The organism is Falsiroseomonas sp. HW251, assembly GCF_050563545.1.
Lineage (GTDB): Bacteria > Pseudomonadota > Alphaproteobacteria > Acetobacterales > Acetobacteraceae > Falsiroseomonas.
The window spans coordinates 1-16,208 of sequence record NZ_JBNXUM010000037.1 but is presented as its reverse complement, the minus strand read 5'-3'; the positions used below and the strand labels follow the sequence as shown (position 1 = coordinate 16,208).

Genomic DNA, 16,208 nt, shown 5'->3' with positions numbered 1-16,208 from the left:
CCGGCTTCACGGGGGGCGCGGACCGCCCCACATTCCGGTCCGGAGGTATCTGCATGACCCTGGCCCTGTCCATCCTGGACCAGTCCACCGTCGCGTCGGGCCGCACGCCGGCCGAGGCGATACGGGAGACGCTGGCGCTGGCCAGGCTCGCGGACCAGTGGGGCTACCGGCGCTACTGGCTGGCCGAGCACCACAACAGCGCGTCGCATGCCGGCACGGCGCCGGAGATCCTGATCTCGGCGATCGCCGCGACGACGCAGCGCATCCGCGTGGGGTCCGCGGGCGTGATGCTGCCGCACTATTCCGCGCTGAAGGTCGCGGAGCAGTTCAAGGTGCTGGAGGCGATCGCGCCGGGGCGCATCGACCTCGGCGTCGGGCGCGCGCCGGGGTCGGACGGGCGGACGGCCTTCGCGCTCAATCCCAATGCCAACGAGGCCGCGGACCGCTTCCCGCAGCAGCTGCAGGAGCTGCTGGGCTGGCTCGGCGAGGGGCTGCCGGCGAACCATCCCTTCGCCCGCGTCGCGGCGCAGCCTGAGGGGCCGACGACGCCGGAGGTCTGGGTGCTGGGCAGCTCCGATTTCGGCGCGCAGCTCGCGGCGTATTTCGGCCTGCCCTACTGCTTCGCGCATTTCATTACCGAGGGGCGCGGCAGCGAGGAGGCAATGGCGATGTACCGTGACGGGTTCCGACCGCATCCCGGACGGCTGCAGGGACCGCATGGGGCGGTCGCGGTCTTCGCGCTGACAGCGGGGACCGAGGCCGAGGCGTTCCGCCTGTTCCGCTCGCGCGAGCTCTGGCGGCTGTCGCGCGACCGCGGGATCTTCCCGCCGCTGCCGAGCGTGGAGGAGGCCGAGGCCTACGCCTACTCCGAGGAGGAGAAACTGCGGCTCGAGGCCATGCGCCGGCGCGCGATCGTCGGCGCGCCGGAGCAGGTGGTGGCGAAGCTGCGCGACGTCGCGGCGGCGCATGGCGCGGCGGAGGTAGCGGTGCTGACGCCCTGCCACGACCCGGTCGCGCGGCAGGCGAGCTTCCGGCTGCTGGCGGAGGCGAATGCGGGGATGCGGGCAGCGGCGTAGCGCGCGGGGAGGGGGTCGGAGGGGCGGAGAGAGAGCGAATTACCTACACGGCACGAGGCGGATGTTCTCGACCTGGGCGTCGAGGCGGGCGCCGGTGTCCTCGACATCCGCGGAGATCGTGAGGTCCTGCAGCGCGGGGACGCGGTCACCGCCGAAGGCGGCACGCCAGTCGGCGCCAAGGTCCACCCTCTCCTCCACCCATTGCCCGCGCGGCGCTTCCGCGGGGCGCAGGACGCGCAGCTGCGTCAGGCCGCTGGTCCAGGGGCTGGGGAAGAAACCCTGCGGCCGCCCCTGCCCCTCGCGCCCGGTGCCGCCATAGACATAGCTCAGCGCGCTGCGCGGCAGGTTGAGCGGACCGGCCGAGGCCTGCGCGACGGCGTGCTGGGTGCGCAGCACGAAGCCGGCCTGCGGGCCGAAATCGGCGAAGCCGATGGTGATCGCGATGGCGCGGTCGTCGCCGCCCTTGCGGCTGAGGTCGGTCGCTGGCGGCCCGGCATCCACGCGCCAGCGCCAGGCGAGGCAGCTCGCCTCGCCGGACAGGGGGCGGGAGATGAAGGCGCCCTGCCCCTGCCCGCGGATGCGCACGCCGCCGGACTGCGTGGCGCTGAAATCGGCGGGACGGATGCCGTGCCAATCGACCTTGCGCCAGCCCTGGGCGGCGATGTCGGGCGGGGTCTGGCCAGGAGATGCCGCGCCGCCCAGCAAGGGGGCGGCGGCAAGGACGGCGAGGGCCGGGGGGACTCGTCGCATGGCGCGCTCATGACGCAAAGCTGGCCCGCAAGTCCAGCATGATTCGCGCGTAAGCTTCACGTGAGGCGGCGTGGCGCTGCGCACCTGCCCGGGCCGCGGGCAGGGCGCGTGCCGAAGCGCCCTCAGCGGGGCAGCCGCGCGAGGGTGTTGGCCTCTGCCGCGGCGACCATGGCGGCCGCGTCCTCGGCGAGCAGCAGCCGCTCGGCGACAAGACGATCGGCGCTGGCCCTGACCGCGGCCACATAGGTGGCCTGGTCGGGCCAGCGTTCCTCGATGGAGGGGCGCGGGTCGCTGGCGGCCAGCCGCTCGGCGCGCGTCGCGGCGAAGGGGATCATGCTTCCTGTGTTGGTGCAGAGCGCGCCCTCCCCGAACCCGGCGCTGCGGGGGTTCCAGCCGGTATAGCTCGCGCGCGGAGCCTCGATGACAGGCAGGCGGATGCCGGCGACCGCGTTGCCGTCGGCGTCGACGCGCGGGAAGAGGATGGGGTAGCGGCCGACAACCTCCGGCGGGTTCTTCGAGAGATCGAGCAGCGGCGCCGGCGTCCAGGAGGTCAGCCGCGACAGGCCCGGGATGGCGGGATAGGCGGCCGCCGCGACCAGCGTGCCCTGGGAGAGCATCGGAACGCGCGACGAAGGCGGCTCAACGCCCTCGCGCACCCAGGCCTCGAGCGCGACCATCAGCGCGCGCATCGGCGCGCCGGCCTGCAGCGGGTTGACCGGCATCTGACACATCGGGTTGCGCGCCATCACGGCCTCGGCGGCGGCGTAGTGCGGATGGCCCGTCATCATGAAGCCACGCACCTCGGGCGGCAGGTCGAGATGCCGGCCGGCCGCGTCGGTGTAGGTGAGGCTGCCCCGCGCGCCCCAGAACTCGAACTCGCTGTCGGTCTGGAAGATGCGGGGGCAGGTGCCGGAGATACGGCAGCGCCTGAGCAGCCCGTCCCGCGCGCCGGTCAGGGGGTCCGCCGACATCGCATAGGCGAAGGGGAACTGGTCGGCGGGATAGAGCCGATCCGTGTGGTCGGACGGGTTGCGGCCGGGCTGCGCGAAGCGGGCGTTCATGAAGGTGCGACGCGCGCCGGGGATGTGCGGAACCAGCGCGTCGAAGACCTGGCGGCCGCGCGTGTCCTCGTTGAAGCCGAGATACAGGAAGTCGCGCAGGAAGCGGCCGGATTGCGAGACGCCGAGCGAGGTCGCGACCTGCACCGTGCTGCGCCCGTTCTGCGCCAGCGGGTTGGCATCGCTGCCGTCGCGGCGGAGGAACGCGGTGACGTCGCGGAAGCCCGCGAAGCCCATCCCCAGCACCAGCGGATCGCGCGCGGTGTAGGTCATCTCGTAGACCGCGCCGGCGTCAAAGCCGGCCGGGCGCGTGATCTCCACGCGGTCGCCGTCGAGCAGGCGGAACGACATTCCCTGCGGCTGCTGGCGCGGGTCTTCCTGGCGCGCGCGCACCGTCAGCACGACGGAAACCGGGTCGGCAACGGGATAGGTGAGCTGCGCGACGGCGGGGTTCTGGGTGTTGTCGAAGACGAACTCCTCGCGCGCGGGGCCCGTGATGCCCGACACGCGGGGAACGTCCACGCGCATCCCCGGGCTCGGCGTCCAGTCGCCCTGCCAGCCGATCCAGGCGAGGGCGTAGCCCTGGCGGAACGTCCAGCCGTTGCCGGCATCGGCCGCCTGTTCCTGGCGCGGGGTGGCGCCGGCCGAGGTGTCGTTCAACAGCTGCGTGATGATGCGGCGGCCGCGGTTGGGCGGTTCGACCAGCAGCGTGCCGTTGCCGCGGGAGAGGTCGGCGGGGCGGAAGAGAATGACGTCCGCGGTCGCCTCCACCCTGCCCTGCGCGTTGCGCGGCGCGCGGTCGAGGTCGGCGATGACGGCGTTGCGGGGATCAGCGGGGTCGAGCGCGATCGTGGCGCGGGCGCGGATCTCGACATAAGGGCCAACATTGCCGAAGGCGCGGCCCTCCAGCGCGGGTCGCGGCGGCTGGGTGAGCTCGAAGCGAAGGAGTTCGGCCCTGGCGGGCTGCGCGAGCGCGAGCGCGCCGGCCAGGATGGCGAGTTTCCGCATGGCGTTTCCGTCCCTGTCCGTCCGGGGAAGCCTCGCCCTTGCGCGAAGACGGTTCAAGTCCCGAGGCGGTCGGCGATCCAATCCTCGCGCTCGATGACATACAATAGGTGCGGGCGGATCGGATGGCCCTCCGGGATCCGCGGGTGATCGAAGATCCCGACGCGCCGCATGCCGAGCTTCTCCATGAGGCGCCAGGAGGGCTCGTTGCCCGGCGGCGTCCAGGCGTGGATGCGCGGCAGGCCGGCGGGGCCGAAGGCATGGGCCAGCGCGAGGCGGGCGGCTTCCTCGGCCAGGCCCCGGCGCTGGGCGCGGGTGGCGATGCGCCAGCCGATCTCGTGGCCCGGCGCGAAGGCGGCCTCGAACATGATGGGCTGGATGCCGACGACGCCGACCAGGCCCTCGCCCGGGAGGTCCACGGGCCAGAAGCCGTACCCGTGGTCGCCGAAGAGCCCGGCGATGCGGGCGGCCCAGGCGTCGGATTCCGCGCGATCCATCACGTTCAGGAAATGACGCATCGCCTGCGCGTCGCCGTTGATGGCGAAGAGCGGGTCGAGATCCTCGGGCAGGCGCCAGGGGCGCAGCGTGACGCGGGGGCCGCGCAGCGTGACGGGGTCGGGCATGGCGTCATCCTGCCATGCTTGGCCCCGTGGGTCGCGGGGACTAGTTTCGCGGCACGAGGAGCCCCACCCGCATGACCCCGATCACCTTGGAGGCGATGGCCGAGATCGTGCCGGATGGCGCCCTGGTCGCGCTGCCGCCGGACAACTCGCTGCCGTCAGTGGCGCTGGCGCGCGCGCTGGTGCGGCGAGGGGCGAAGGGGCTGCGGCTGCTGGGCGTGCCGGTCTCGGGCTTCGCGACCGACCTGCTGATCGGCGCGGGCTGCGTGGCGGAGGTCGAGACCTCGGCCGTCAGCCTGGGCGAGGCGGGATTCGCGCCGCGATTCGCGGCCGCGCTGAAGGCCGGCGCGATCACGGTGCGGGACGCGACCTGCCCGGCGATCCACACCATGCTGCAGGCCGCCGAGAAGGGCGTGCCCTTCATGCCGCTGCGCGGGATCATCGGCAGCGACATCCTGGCGAACCGGCCGGACTGGACGGTGATCCAGAACCCGTTCGCCGAGGCGGAGGACCGCATCGTCCTGCTGCCCGCCCGGTCGCCCGACGTCGCGGCGATCCATGGCGCGATGGCGGACGAGGAAGGCAACATCTGGGTCGGGCGGCGGCGCGAACTGGCGACGCTGGCGCATGCGTCGCAGCGGGTGCTCGCGACGGTCGAGAGGCTGCACGAGGGCAACATGCTGGAGGATGAGCGGCTCGCGCCGGGATGCATCAGCGCGACCTATGTCGAGGCGATCGCGGTGGCCGAGCGCGGGGCCTGGCCGGTGGCGCTGCTCGATCTCTACGGCTTCGACGCCGCCCATGTCGCGGAGTATGCGCGGATGGCGAAGACCGAGGCCGGGTTCCGGGAATATCTCGACCGCTACGTGTTCGCCGAGCGCGCACAGGCCGCGGCATGAGCATCAGGCCGGAGGAGCGGCTTGCCGCGGCGCTGGCGCGGCTGATCCTGGACCCCCGCGCACCGCCGGCGCGCCACATCGCGGTCGGTGCGGCCTCGCCCATCCCCGCGGCGGCGTGCTGGCTGGTGAAGAAGCAGGGCCATACGGTGCGGCTGTCGCTGCTGCACAAGCGGTCGGGAAATCCCTTCACCGAGGGGTCGCGCGAGCTCTTCGACCTGACGGGCCAGGGGCGGATCGACCTGTTCTTCCTGGGCGGCGGCCAGATCGACGGCGAGGCGAACATCAACCTCGTCGGCACCGGCGGCTGGCCGGGGACGGGCGTGCGGTTCCCCGGGTCGTTCGGGTCGGCCTTCATGTATTTCATGACGCCGCGCACCATCCTCTTCCGCGAGGAGCATTCGCCGCGCGTGCTGGTCAAGCGCGTGGACAACGTCTCCGCCCCCGGCGTGTCGCCGCCCGGCGTGTTCCGCCGTGGCACCGCGCAGGCGCTGGTGACCGGGCGCTGCGTCTTCCGCTTCGATCCCGCACGCGCGCGGTTCTCGCTGGAGAGCCTGCATCCCGGCGAGAGCGTGGAGAGCATCCGCGCCGCAACCGGCTTCGATTTCGACGTCGCGGACGCCGTCCCGCTCACGCCCGATCCGACGGAGGCCGAGCTCGCGCTGCTGCGCGGGCCCGTCTGCGACGAGATGCTGGAAACCTACCCGGAATTCTGCGCGCGCGTTTTTGGAAGGAAGCAGGCGGCATGACCGACGCGGTGCCCACCACCGAAGGCAAGGGGCTCGCGCTGTCGCCGGGCGCGCTGGCGGGACTGAAGGTGATCGACCTGACGCGTGTCCTCGGCGGTCCGTATTGCACGATGATCCTGTCCGACCACGGCGCCGAGGTCATCAAGATCGAGCCGCCGCAGGGCGACGAGGTCCGGGACTGGGGCCCGCCCTTCCACGAGTCCGACGCCAGCTACTTCATCGGCGTGAACCGCAACAAGCGCTCGCTCGCGCTGGACCTGTCGAAGCCCGAGGGCCGCGCGGTGCTGCTGACGCTGCTCGAGGGCGCCGATGTGCTGGTCGAGAACTACAAGCCAGGCAGCATGGAGAAATGGGGCATCGGTTACGACACGCTGTCGCGGCGCTTCCCCGGCCTGGTGCATTGCCGCGTCTCGGGCTTCGGCGCGGACGGGCCGCTTGGCGCGCTGCCGGGCTACGACGCCGTGATCCAGGCGATGGTCGGGCTGATGTCCATCAACGGCAATGACGGCACGGGCCCCTTGCGCATGGGCACGCCGATCGTGGACATCGCGACGGGCCTCTATTCCTGCATCGGCATCCTGATGGCACTGCAGGAGCGCACCCGCAGCGGCAAGGGCCAGTTCCTGGACATGACGCTGCATGATTGCGGCATGGCGCTGCTGCATCCCCAGGCCGCGAACCATTTCCTCAATGGCAGGCGACCCAAGGCAACGGGGAATCCGCATCCCAACATCAGCCCCTATTCGAAATACCGCACGAAGACCTGCGAGATCTTCTGCGCCATCGGCAACGACCCGACTTTCCGCCGGTTCTGCGCCTTCCTGGGGCTGGACGACCTGCCTGGGGACCCGCGCTTCCTGACCAACGCGCTGCGCGTGACGAACCGCGCGGAGCTGGACGCGATCCTCGATGCGCGGCTGGCCGAGGAGGACGGGCACGAGTTGACGGACCGGCTGCTGCGCAGTGGCGTGCCCGCCGGCCCCGTCCTGCACGTAGACGAGACGATTCAGGCCGCGCATACCGCGCATCGGCAGATGGTGACGGAGCTCGGCTGGTACCGCGGCCTCGGCACGCCGATCAAGATGAGCCGCACGCCGGGCGGCACGCGGGCCGCGCCGCCGCGCTTCAACGAGCATGGCGCGGCGATCCTGGCGCAGCACGGCTTCACGGAAGAGCAGATCGCGGAACTCGCCGCGACCGGCATCGTGGTTGACAAGCGCAGGAGCTGATCCAGGTGGATCGCATGAAATGCGACATCGCCGTGATCGGCGCCGGCCCGGCGGGCCTGTCCTTCGCGCGGCTGTTGGCCGGCAGCGGGCTGAAGCTGGTGCTGGTGGAGCGCGCGCCGGAATCCGCCATCGCCGACCCGGCCTTCGACGGGCGGGAGATCGCGCTGACGCACCGATCGCAGGACATCCTGCAGGACATCGAGGCCTGGGACCGCATCCCCGGGGATGAGATGTCGCCGCTGCGCCAGGCGCGCGTGCAGGACGGCGCCTCGCCCTTCGTGCTGGATTTCGCGCCGCCGGGCGAGACGCCGCTCGGGATGCTGGTGCCGAACCACCTGATCCGGCGCGCGCTCTACGACGCGGTGAAGTCAGCGGATTGCGCGGAACTGGTGACGGGCGTCGCTGTCACGGCGGTGGAGACGGCGCCGAAGGGCGGCAGGCTTACCCTGGCCAACGGGCGGGAGATCCGCGCGCGGCTGGTGGTCGCCGCCGATACGCGGATGTCGGAGGCGCGGCGCCAGATGGGCATAGCGACGCGCATGCGCGACTTCGGGAAATCCATGCTCGTCGCGCGGGTTGCGCATGAGAAACCGCATGGCGGCATCGCGACGGAGTGGTTCGGCCACGGCCAGACCGTGGCGATGCTGCCGCTGAATGGCGACGTCTCCTCCATCGTGCTGACGCTGTCGGCGCGAAGGATCGACGAGCTCATGAAGATGACGCCGGAGGAATTCGGCGCGGATTCCACGCAGCGCACGAAGTCCCGCTGGGGCGCGATGCGGCTGGTCGGCACGCGGCACGCCTATCCCCTGGTCACGACCTACGCCATGCGCTTCGTGGCCACGCGCTTCGCGCTGATCGGCGATGCGGCGGTCGGCATGCATCCCGTCACCGCGCATGGCTTCAACTTCGGGCTGGCCGGCGCGGAGCGGCTGGCGACACAGATCCGTCACGCGCTGGAACGCAAGCGCGACATAGCCGATCCCGGCGGGCTGCTCCGTTATGAGCGCGCGCATTGGATCGCGACGGCGCCGCTCTACGCCGCGACGAACACCATCGCGAGCCTCTACACCGATGACCGCGCGCCGGCGCGAGCGCTGCGCGGGGCGGTGCTGCGGCTGGGCGCGGCGCTCGGCCCCGTCCGGCGGTTGGTGACGGCGCAGTTGATGGAGGCGAGGTAGCGCTACTCCACCCTGATGTTGTTCGCCCTGATCACCTCGGCGTAGGTCTCGGTGTAGCGGGCGATTTCCTGGCCGAAGCGGTCGGACCCATAGGCCAGGACGGTGAAGCCCATCTCCTCGAGCCTTCCCCTCACCTCGGGCCGGTTCAGCGCGGCGACCCAGGCGGCCTCGAGCCGCGCGCGCGCCGGCGCGGGGACGTTGCTGCGCGCGACCAGGCCGAACCAGCTGTCGGACAGCACCACGGGAAAGCCGAGCTCCGCCATGGTCGGCGTGTCCGGCAGCTCGCGCACCCGCGCCGGGGCGGAGATCGCGACCGGGCGCACCTGGCCAATCTGCGCAGGCTGGATCATGTCGGGCAGGTTGGCCAGCATGAACTGCAGCCGCCCGCCGATGAGGTCGTTATGGGCCTGCGCGGGATTGAGATAGGGCACATGCGTCGCATTGAGCCGCGCGGTCTCGCGCAGCTGCTCGCCGCCGAGGTGGTTGGACGTACCGATCCCGTAGCTGCCGAAGGACAGCCCCGCGCCGGGCCGGCGGCCGGCTTCCAGGAAGCCGTTGAAGTCGCGCGCGACGGAAGGATGCACGGCCAGCACATGCGGCACGACGGTCGCCATCACGACCGGCGCGAAGTCGCGCAGCCCGCTGTACGGCGTGGTCGGTCGCAGGGTGACGTTGGCCGCGAAGCTGTTGGCGACCATGATCGTGGTGTGGCCGTCGGCGGGCGCCCGAAATGCCTCGGTGGTGCCGACCACCGTCGCCCCGCCGGGCTTGTGGTCCACGACGATGGGCTGGCCGAGCTCGCGCGTCATGATCTCCTGCACGATGCGCACGACGGGATCCATCGTGCCGCCCGGCGGGAAGGGGATGATCACGCGCACCGGCTGGGTCGGTGCCCAGTTCTGCGCACGAGCCAGCGTCGGCGTCGCGAGCAGCGCGGCGGCAAGCGTCCTGCGTTTCAGCATTGTCGGTGTCCCCCTGATCAGGCCAGCACGCGCTCGCGGAACAGGCCGCGGCAATCCATCTCGTAGTCCAGCTCGACCACCGGCGGGCGGCAGAACTGCCAGGTCACGCCGTGCCGCGCGGCGCCGCGCGCGACGAGCTCGTCCGCCAGGAAGGGATGGATGTCGCGCACGCAGTAGACCTGCACCGCCGTGGTGTCCTTCCACGCGGCGCCGAGCAGCCCCATGCGGCGCTCCATCTCGCCCAGCACCCAGCGCGCCTTGGTCACCAGGCCCTCGGGCGTCGTGTCGCCGCGGGCGATGATGTGGTCGCGGTAGTTGGACCTGCCCTCCGGCGCCTCGCCACTGCCGGCCACCGCAAAGGAGGGCGGCGCAGCGTCGGGCACGGTGTAGACGAAGGCGTGGAAGGACGGCTCGGCGGGCGGGGCGATCTCGGGGCAGACATTGGATCGCGCGACCGGGTTCCTGCCGTCGCGGAACAGTCCCCATTCCTGCAGAACGCCGCCATAGATCCGGTTGAAGGCGGCGAAGCCCCGCTCGGTGAAGGGCGCGGGGGAGCGCAGCTCACAGGCGCAGAAGGCGGTTTTCGGGCGGCGGGCGGCGTCCAGCGCAGCGGCGATGCGCCGGAAGCCCTCCGTCAGCGGGACGGGGTTGGCGAAGCGCACGCGTTCCAGGGTGAAGCCGGGCTCGGCAGCGACGCCGGCGCTGTACTGGTACACGCCGGGGATGAAGCGGTAGCCGCCCTCGGGCACGGCGATGGTGTCGGTCATGCGGGATCTCCGGTCTGCGCGATGCTGCGCGAGAAGGGCGGGGACGCGCAACGGGGTCGCTCCCCTCACCCTTCCCTTTCCCCCCTGTGGCGGGAGAGGGTTTCAGGGCGCATGGCGGCTGCGCGCAACGGGCGGATGGCGCCGGACGCCCGATCCCGGCGACAAGCGCGGCATGGCCGGGCCGATGACGCGGAAGCTCTGGGGGCTGCTGCTGCTGCTCTCCGTGATCTGGGGGGCGTCCTTCTTCTTCGCTGCGGTGTCGCTGACGGGTTTTCGGCCCTTCACCATCGTGCTCGGCCGCGTGGCGATCGCGGCCGTCGCGCTGGTCGTGGCCTGCCCGATCGCCGGGCTGCCCCTGCCGCGCAGCCGCGCGCAATGGATGGCGGTGGCGGGGATGGGCATGTTCAACAACGCCCTGCCCTTCACGCTGATCGTGACAGGGCAGACCTTCATCCCCTCCTCGCTCGCGGGCGTGCTGAATGCGGCGACGCCGGTCTTCGCGGTGCTCTGCCTGCATGTCGCAACGGCGGACGACCGGCTGCGCGCGAACACGCTGGCGGGCGCGCTGACGGGGCTGGCGGGTGTCGCGGTCCTGGCAGGGCCAGCGGCCTTCGCGGGCGGGCGGCCTGGCGAGCTTCTCGGCATCCTGCTCTGCCTCGGCGCCTGCCTGAGCTACGGGATCTCGGCAGTCTGGGCGCGGCGGCTGCGGAGCGCGGCGCTGCCGCCGCTTTCGGTCGCGGCGGGGCAGTGCATCAGTTCGACGTTGATGATGCTGCCGCTGGTGCTCGTCTTCGACCAGCCCTGGGCGATGCCGGCGCCGCCCGCGCAGGCCGTCGCGGCGCTGGTGGCCTTCGGGCTGGTCTCGACCGGGGTCGCCTATGCGCTGTTCTACGCGATCATGGCCCGCGCCGGCGCGACGAATGCGATGCTGGTGACGCTGCTGGTGCCGGTGACCGCGCTGATCCTCGGCACGCTTGCGCTCGGCGAGCAGCTGCTGCCGCGGCATGTCGCGGGAATGGCGGTGATCGGGATCGGGCTGCTGCTGATCGACGGGCGCATCGCCCGCTGGATCAGGGCCAGGTGAAGCGGCGCGCCATCGCCTGCTGGGCCTCCGTCTCCGCGGCCTCGGCGCAGTAGTGCCGGCGGACATGGTCCAGCGCATCGCCCTGCACGCCGGCGGCGCGCGCCAGGCAGGCCAGGAACAGCCCGGTGCGCCCGATCCCCGCGCGGCAGCCGACATGCACGGGGCGCTCCGGATGCGCGGCAAGCTGCGCCAGCACCGCGCCGACCGCCTGCTTCAGCGCAACCGGATCCGGCAGGCCGAAATCGGGCATCGGCAGCGTGACATCGGCCAGCCACGCCTTCACGGCGTGAGGCTCGAGGCACACGCCGAAGGCGCCGTCGGGGATGGCATCGAAGGGGCCGCCGGTGATCTCCACCGCGCGGCCCCCGATCACCAGCGGCAGCCTGCCGCGAATGCGCGTCACGCGATCAGTGCGGCGGCAGCGAGCGCAGATAGGCGATCAGGTCCGACATGTCCTGCGCGCTCATGCTGCGATAGGCCCAGAAGGCCATCGGCGGATTCAACTGCCGGCCGTTGCGCGACACGCCGGTGCGGACCGCGCGCTCGATCTCGGCGTCCGACCATTCGCGCAGCCCGTTCGGCGTCAGGTTCGCGGCGACGGAGATGCCCCAGGGTCCGTTGAACTGCATCCCGCCCGCGCCGAGGCGCGACATGTCGTTCTGGCCGGTCGGCAGCATCGGCGTGTGGCATTCCATGCAATGGGCCGTCGGCCCGGCGAGATACGCACCGCGCGCCACCGCGTTGTCCGCCGGCGGCGGGACCGAGACGACGGGCGGGCCGTAGGCCGGCGGCAGCGGCATGCGGTAGACGCTCTTCTCCACGGCGTTGCGCACCGGAGGCACGGTGCGGAGATAAGCGACCATGGCCTGCAGGTCGCCGTCGGACAGGCCGCGATACATGCCGAAGGGCATGGGCGGGCCGATCAGGCTGCCGTCGGGGCGGATGCCCTCGCGGATCGCGCGCATGATCTGCGCGTCGGTCCAGCGGCCGATGCCGGTCTCGGGGTCCGGCGTGATGTTCGCGGAGACCGCGCGGAAGGGCTGCTCGTCGAAGACGCTGCCACCGGCGAGGTTGCGGCTCATGTCCGGGCCGTTCGGGCCCATCGGCGTGTGGCAGTTGCCGCAGGCCCCGGTGACCTCCACCAGGTAGCGCCCGCGCTCCAGCAGCGCCGCGTCCTGCGCGTAGGCAGGCGCCGACACGCACAGCGCGGCGACCGCCGCGCACAGCAGGATCCTCATCTCGTTCCTTCCCCAACCCGTGGCGCCGGCAAGCGGCCCTGCGCTTTCTGTCCCGACGCAATGATCCTGCGCCGGCCAGGGGCTGGCCGCAATCGGGACCGGCGGGTCAGGGAAGGTTGGCCGGCGGCCTCGCGCCAGGGTCGGCCACGGTCTCGATCAGCGCCTCGGCCTCGGCCTTCAGGCCGAGGTAGGAACGGACGGAGAAGGGCAGCATGCCGAGATAGATGATTCCCGCCGCGGCCAGCGCCGCCCAGGGCTCGGCGACCAGCAGCGCGACATAGGCGCCGGTGCCGAGCAGCAGCGGCAGGATCGCCGCTCGCGGCACCTTGAAGTTCTTGAAGGACCAGGTCGGCAGGGTGCTGACCATCAGCCCACCCACGATCACCAGCACGATGCCGACCAGCACGGGATGGCGGATGGCATGCGCGAAGCCCTCCCACCCCCATTCCGAGAAGGCGAGCGCGCCGAACAGCGGGAACAGCGCGCAGCCCGCCCCGGCCGGGGCCGGGACGCCGGTGAAGAAGTTGTAGGCATAGGCCGGCTTGGGCTTGCTCACGCCGACATCGAGCGAGGCGTTGAACCGCGCCAGCCGAAGCGAGGAGCAGACCGCGAAAAGCAGGCAGGGCACGAAGCCGATCGGCCCCACCTCGTGCAGCGTCCAGAGGTAGAGCACGAGCGCCGGCGCGACGCCGAAGGACAGGAAATCCGCCAGGCTGTCGAATTCCGCGCCGAAGCGGCTGGTCGCCTTCAGCAGCCGCGCGAGGCGGCCGTCCAGCCCGTCGATCACGCCGGCGACAACGATGCAGATCGCCGCCGGCGCCCAGCGCCCGTCGATCGCGAAGCGGATCGCGACCAGGCCCCCGCAGAGGCCGAGCAGCGTCATCAGGTTGGGGATCAGCCGGTTGAAGCTTAGCCCCTCGAAGCGCGGCCGGGTGCGCGGCCGGAAGCGCCGGCCGAAGCGGTGGAGGGGCTGGGGTTTCCTGACGGGTTCGCTCATGTCGTCACCAACGCCGGAAGCTCCGCGATGACGGTCTCGCCGCCAGTCATGATCTGGCCAGGCAGCGCCAGCAGCTTCGTCCCCGGCGGCAGGTAGACATCGGTGCGGCTGCCGAAGCGGATGATGCCGAAGCGCTCGCCGGCCTCGAGCCGGTCGCCTTCCCTGACGGTGCAGACGATGCGGCGCGCGATCAGGCCGGCGATCTGCACCACCGCGACGTCGCGGCCGTCCGTCATGCGCACGACCAGCGCGTTGCGCTCGTTATCCTCGCTGGCCTTGTCGAGGGCAGCGTTCAGGAACAGGCCCGCGCGATAGGCGATCCTCGTCACCACCCCCGCCACCGGGATGCGGTTCACATGCACGTCGAGGACCGAGAGGAAGACCGCGATGCGGGGCAGCGGCTGGTCGCCCAGGCCGAGTTCCGGCGGCGGCACGGCGGACCCGACCAGCACCACGCGCCCATCGGCCGGCGAGACCACGACTTGGTGTCGGGTCGGCGTCACCCGCTCGGGGTCGCGGAAGAAATAGAGGCAGAACAGCGTGAAGAGCAGCGCCGGCCAGAACAGCCACTTCGTCAGGAACAGACCGACCAGGGCGAGGGCGGCGCCGCCCCAGATGAAGGGCCGGCCTGCGGGATGCGGGGGGGCCAGGACCATGCGGATCGTGGAGGCGAGGCTCATGGCCGCGCTTATGGTCCCTTCACCTCTCCCGGACAACAAGGCCGGCATGGACGCTGCCCCCGCGCTGCTCGGCCCCTTCCCGCACGGCGCCTTCCTCGTCGAGCCCGATGGCGGGCTGCATCCGCGCGGCCGGCCCGCGCTGCGCTTCGCCTGGCGGGGCCGCGGCTGCGAGGCCGTGGTGACGCCGCGGCGGGTGCGGCTGTCCGCGGCGGCCGGCGCCGTGCCCTATACCGCCGAGCGGCCCGAGGCCCGGCCCGGCGCCTTCGCCCTGATCCGGTCCCTGCGCCGCGACCTGCCCACGGGCTGGCGGCTGCGGCTGCTGCCGGATCATGCGCTGCGGCTGGAAGCGGAATGCGACCTGCCCGAACCCGGCCGTGCCGTGGCGCTGGTCTCGGCCCTGGTCGGCTTCGCGCTGGCGCTCGATCCCTATCTCGACCGGCTGGAATCCGCGGGGGTCGCACCGGCCGACGCCGCGAGCGGCGCGCCGGGCGACGCCGCGAGCGGCGCGCCGGGCACCGAGAAGACCTGACCGGGGAAGATCCGGTTGGGGTTGCGTATCTGCTCGCGGTTCGCGTCATAGATCACGGTGAACTGCGTGCCGCGCCCATAGCTCGCGCGCGCCAGGCGCCAGAGATTGTTGCCGGGCTGCACCACGACGCGGCCATCCGCCGCGCCTTCCGCCACCGCGTCGCGCTGGAAGGGCACCTCGATGCGCGCCGCGACGGCGCCAGCGGCGGCGACCTGGTCGAGGCGCAGCGTGTGCCGCCCGACCGAGACGCGCTCGCCCGGCGCGAGCGCCCAGCGGCCCTGCGCATCCACGGCGGCGTCGCCGGCATGCTGGTTGTTGACGTAGACGCGCACCGTGCTGCCGGGGGCGGCGGTGCCGGCGAAGCGGATCAAGCCGCCCTCGTCGTAGTCCACCAGGCCGAGGGCGAGGGATTGCTGAGACGCCGGCGCCGGGCCCTGCAGCAGGCGCGGCGCCGCGGCCTGGGCGGGCGGCAGCAGCACGACGAGGGGCTGCGGCGCGGGGCCATCGGCGCGGCGCGCCTGCTCGGCGGCGGCCTCGGCGCGGCGGGCCTGCTCGGCGGCGGCGCGTTCGGTGGCGCGGGCCTGTTCCTCGGCGCGCGCGGCGACCCTGCGGGCGGTCTCGTCGTGGGCGGCCTGCAGCACCGCCTCGGCATCGCGCCGCTGCTGCTCGGCACGGCTGAGGACGTCGGCATGGGCGCGGGCATCGGCCTCGGCGCGGCGGATCGCCTCGGCGCGGCTGTCCTCGGGGCGGGCATCCGCGATGGCGGCCTCGGGCACCACCACGACGACGGTGTCGGGGCCGGGAACGTCCTGCCCGCCGAGCCGGGCGAGCAGGGTGAACTGGCGCGTGCCGGGACGGAGCGGGTCGGACGGCAGGATGACCCATTCGCCGCGGGCATCGGCGCGCGCGCGGCCGAGTTCGCGGCCGTCCTCCATCAGCACGACCTCGGCCCCCGGAGCGGCGCGGCCGGCGATGACGGCGACGCCGCGCGCGCCGACGCGCACCACGTCGAAGCGCGGCGGCTCGGGCGCCGGGGCCTGGGCGACAGGCGCGGGGGGCTGCGCGGGCGGGGCAGCGACCGGCGGCGCGGGCGGCGGCGGCGCGAGCGCCGTCACCGTCACGGGGCGCGCATCGCCGAGGAACTGGCCGGCCAGGAAAGCCCCGAGCCCGCCAGCGACGACGACGACGGCGAGAAGCGCGCGCGCGCTGGACGTCATGAAGAGTAACTAGGCGCAGCCCCGGTGGGGCGGCAAGGGCCTACGTCAAGTCAGCATCGCGTCAGGCCAGCACATGCGCGGCAACCGCGCAGGCCGCGCCCGCCAGCGCCGCGCCGGGCAGCGCACCGTGCCGGCGCCACAGCCGCGCGCCGAGCGGCGCGCCGAGCCAG

The 16,208-nt window shown here is 72.5% G+C and carries 17 protein-coding genes; 7 read left to right on the top strand and 10 right to left on the bottom strand.

The features are described from left to right. Positions 1 to 53 precede the first annotated feature (53 nt). A complete protein-coding gene (locus ACLF3M_RS30260) occupies positions 54 to 1,076 on the top strand; it encodes an LLM class flavin-dependent oxidoreductase (protein ID WP_430660739.1) in 1,023 nt (340 codons plus the stop codon). A 39-nt stretch (positions 1,077 to 1,115) separates the two neighbouring features. Here ACLF3M_RS30260 and ACLF3M_RS30255 read toward each other — a convergent pair whose 3' ends face one another. From ACLF3M_RS30255 to ACLF3M_RS30245, 3 genes are all read right to left on the bottom strand, one after another. Beyond that, a complete protein-coding gene (locus ACLF3M_RS30255) occupies positions 1,116 to 1,826 on the bottom strand; it encodes a DUF3047 domain-containing protein (RefSeq protein ID WP_430660738.1) in 711 nt (236 codons plus the stop codon). A gap of 122 nt (positions 1,827 to 1,948) precedes the next feature. Beyond that, a complete protein-coding gene (locus ACLF3M_RS30250) occupies positions 1,949 to 3,892 on the bottom strand; it encodes an alpha/beta hydrolase domain-containing protein (protein ID WP_430660737.1) in 1,944 nt (647 codons plus the stop codon). Positions 3,893 to 3,945: 53 nt separating this feature from the next. Next, positions 3,946 to 4,512, bottom strand: a complete 567-nt coding sequence (locus ACLF3M_RS30245) for a GNAT family N-acetyltransferase (RefSeq protein WP_430660736.1) — start codon at positions 4,510 to 4,512, stop codon at positions 3,946 to 3,948. Positions 4,513 to 4,583: 71 nt separating this feature from the next. Here ACLF3M_RS30245 and ACLF3M_RS30240 point away from each other — a divergent pair, with 71 nt between their 5' ends. The 4 genes from ACLF3M_RS30240 to ubiM are packed head-to-tail and all read left to right on the top strand — an operon-like array spanning position 4,584 to position 8,564. Continuing rightward, positions 4,584 to 5,408, top strand: coding sequence for a CoA transferase subunit A (locus tag ACLF3M_RS30240; RefSeq protein ID WP_430660735.1), 825 nt, complete (start codon positions 4,584 to 4,586; stop codon positions 5,406 to 5,408). Beyond that, positions 5,405 to 6,154 (top strand): CoA-transferase, encoded by a 750-nt coding sequence (locus ACLF3M_RS30235; RefSeq protein WP_430660734.1) that lies wholly within the window; start codon positions 5,405 to 5,407, stop codon positions 6,152 to 6,154. The genes ACLF3M_RS30240 and ACLF3M_RS30235 overlap by 4 nt, the downstream gene beginning before the upstream one ends. Next, positions 6,151 to 7,383, top strand: coding sequence for a CaiB/BaiF CoA transferase family protein (locus tag ACLF3M_RS30230; protein WP_430660733.1), 1,233 nt, complete (start codon positions 6,151 to 6,153; stop codon positions 7,381 to 7,383). The genes ACLF3M_RS30235 and ACLF3M_RS30230 overlap by 4 nt, the downstream gene beginning before the upstream one ends. Positions 7,384 to 7,397: 14 nt before the next feature. Further along, complete coding sequence (gene ubiM / locus ACLF3M_RS30225; protein WP_430660791.1) at positions 7,398 to 8,564, top strand: 5-demethoxyubiquinol-8 5-hydroxylase UbiM; 1,167 nt, start codon at positions 7,398 to 7,400, stop codon at positions 8,562 to 8,564. A gap of 2 nt (positions 8,565 to 8,566) precedes the next feature. Here the strand turns inward: ubiM and ACLF3M_RS30220 are convergent, their stop codons facing one another. Then, on the bottom strand, positions 8,567 to 9,526 hold the full coding sequence (locus ACLF3M_RS30220; protein WP_430660732.1) for a Bug family tripartite tricarboxylate transporter substrate binding protein: 960 nt from the start codon (positions 9,524 to 9,526) through the stop codon (positions 8,567 to 8,569). Between the two features lie 17 nt (positions 9,527 to 9,543). Beyond that, on the bottom strand, positions 9,544 to 10,293 hold the full coding sequence (gene cnbZ, locus ACLF3M_RS30215; protein ID WP_430660731.1) for a 2-amino-5-chloromuconate deaminase CnbZ: 750 nt from the start codon (positions 10,291 to 10,293) through the stop codon (positions 9,544 to 9,546). Positions 10,294 to 10,477: 184 nt separating this feature from the next. Here cnbZ and ACLF3M_RS30210 point away from each other — a divergent pair, with 184 nt between their 5' ends. Then, complete coding sequence (locus ACLF3M_RS30210; protein WP_430660730.1) at positions 10,478 to 11,377, top strand: DMT family transporter; 900 nt, start codon at positions 10,478 to 10,480, stop codon at positions 11,375 to 11,377. On the opposite strand, the gene ACLF3M_RS30205 is transcribed toward ACLF3M_RS30210, so the two are convergent. The 4 genes from ACLF3M_RS30205 to ACLF3M_RS30190 all read right to left on the bottom strand — a co-directional run bounded on the left by ACLF3M_RS30205 (position 11,364) and on the right by ACLF3M_RS30190 (position 14,292). Beyond that, positions 11,364 to 11,780, bottom strand: a complete 417-nt coding sequence (locus ACLF3M_RS30205) for a protein-tyrosine phosphatase family protein (protein WP_430660729.1) — start codon at positions 11,778 to 11,780, stop codon at positions 11,364 to 11,366. The genes ACLF3M_RS30210 and ACLF3M_RS30205 overlap by 14 nt on opposite strands. A 4-nt stretch (positions 11,781 to 11,784) precedes the next feature. Further along, positions 11,785 to 12,615, bottom strand: a complete 831-nt coding sequence (locus ACLF3M_RS30200; RefSeq protein ID WP_430660728.1) for a c-type cytochrome — start codon at positions 12,613 to 12,615, stop codon at positions 11,785 to 11,787. 106 nt (positions 12,616 to 12,721) lie between these two features. Beyond that, complete coding sequence (locus ACLF3M_RS30195) at positions 12,722 to 13,612, bottom strand: CDP-alcohol phosphatidyltransferase family protein (RefSeq protein WP_430660727.1); 891 nt, start codon at positions 13,610 to 13,612, stop codon at positions 12,722 to 12,724. Continuing rightward, entirely contained in the window at positions 13,609 to 14,292 is a 684-nt protein-coding gene (locus ACLF3M_RS30190; protein WP_430660726.1) for a phosphatidylserine decarboxylase, read from the bottom strand. Before ACLF3M_RS30190 ends, ACLF3M_RS30195 begins: the two co-directional genes overlap by 4 nt. Positions 14,293 to 14,338: 46 nt before the next feature. On the opposite strand from ACLF3M_RS30190, the gene ACLF3M_RS30185 reads away from it, so the two are divergent. Then, a complete protein-coding gene (locus tag ACLF3M_RS30185; RefSeq protein WP_430660725.1) occupies positions 14,339 to 14,821 on the top strand; it encodes a hypothetical protein in 483 nt (160 codons plus the stop codon). On the opposite strand, the gene ACLF3M_RS30180 is transcribed toward ACLF3M_RS30185, so the two are convergent. After that, positions 14,719 to 16,038, bottom strand: coding sequence for a LysM peptidoglycan-binding domain-containing protein (locus ACLF3M_RS30180; RefSeq protein WP_430660724.1), 1,320 nt, complete (start codon positions 16,036 to 16,038; stop codon positions 14,719 to 14,721). The two genes, ACLF3M_RS30185 and ACLF3M_RS30180, sit on opposite strands and share 103 nt — an antisense overlap. Between the last annotated feature and the right edge of the window lie 170 nt (positions 16,039 to 16,208).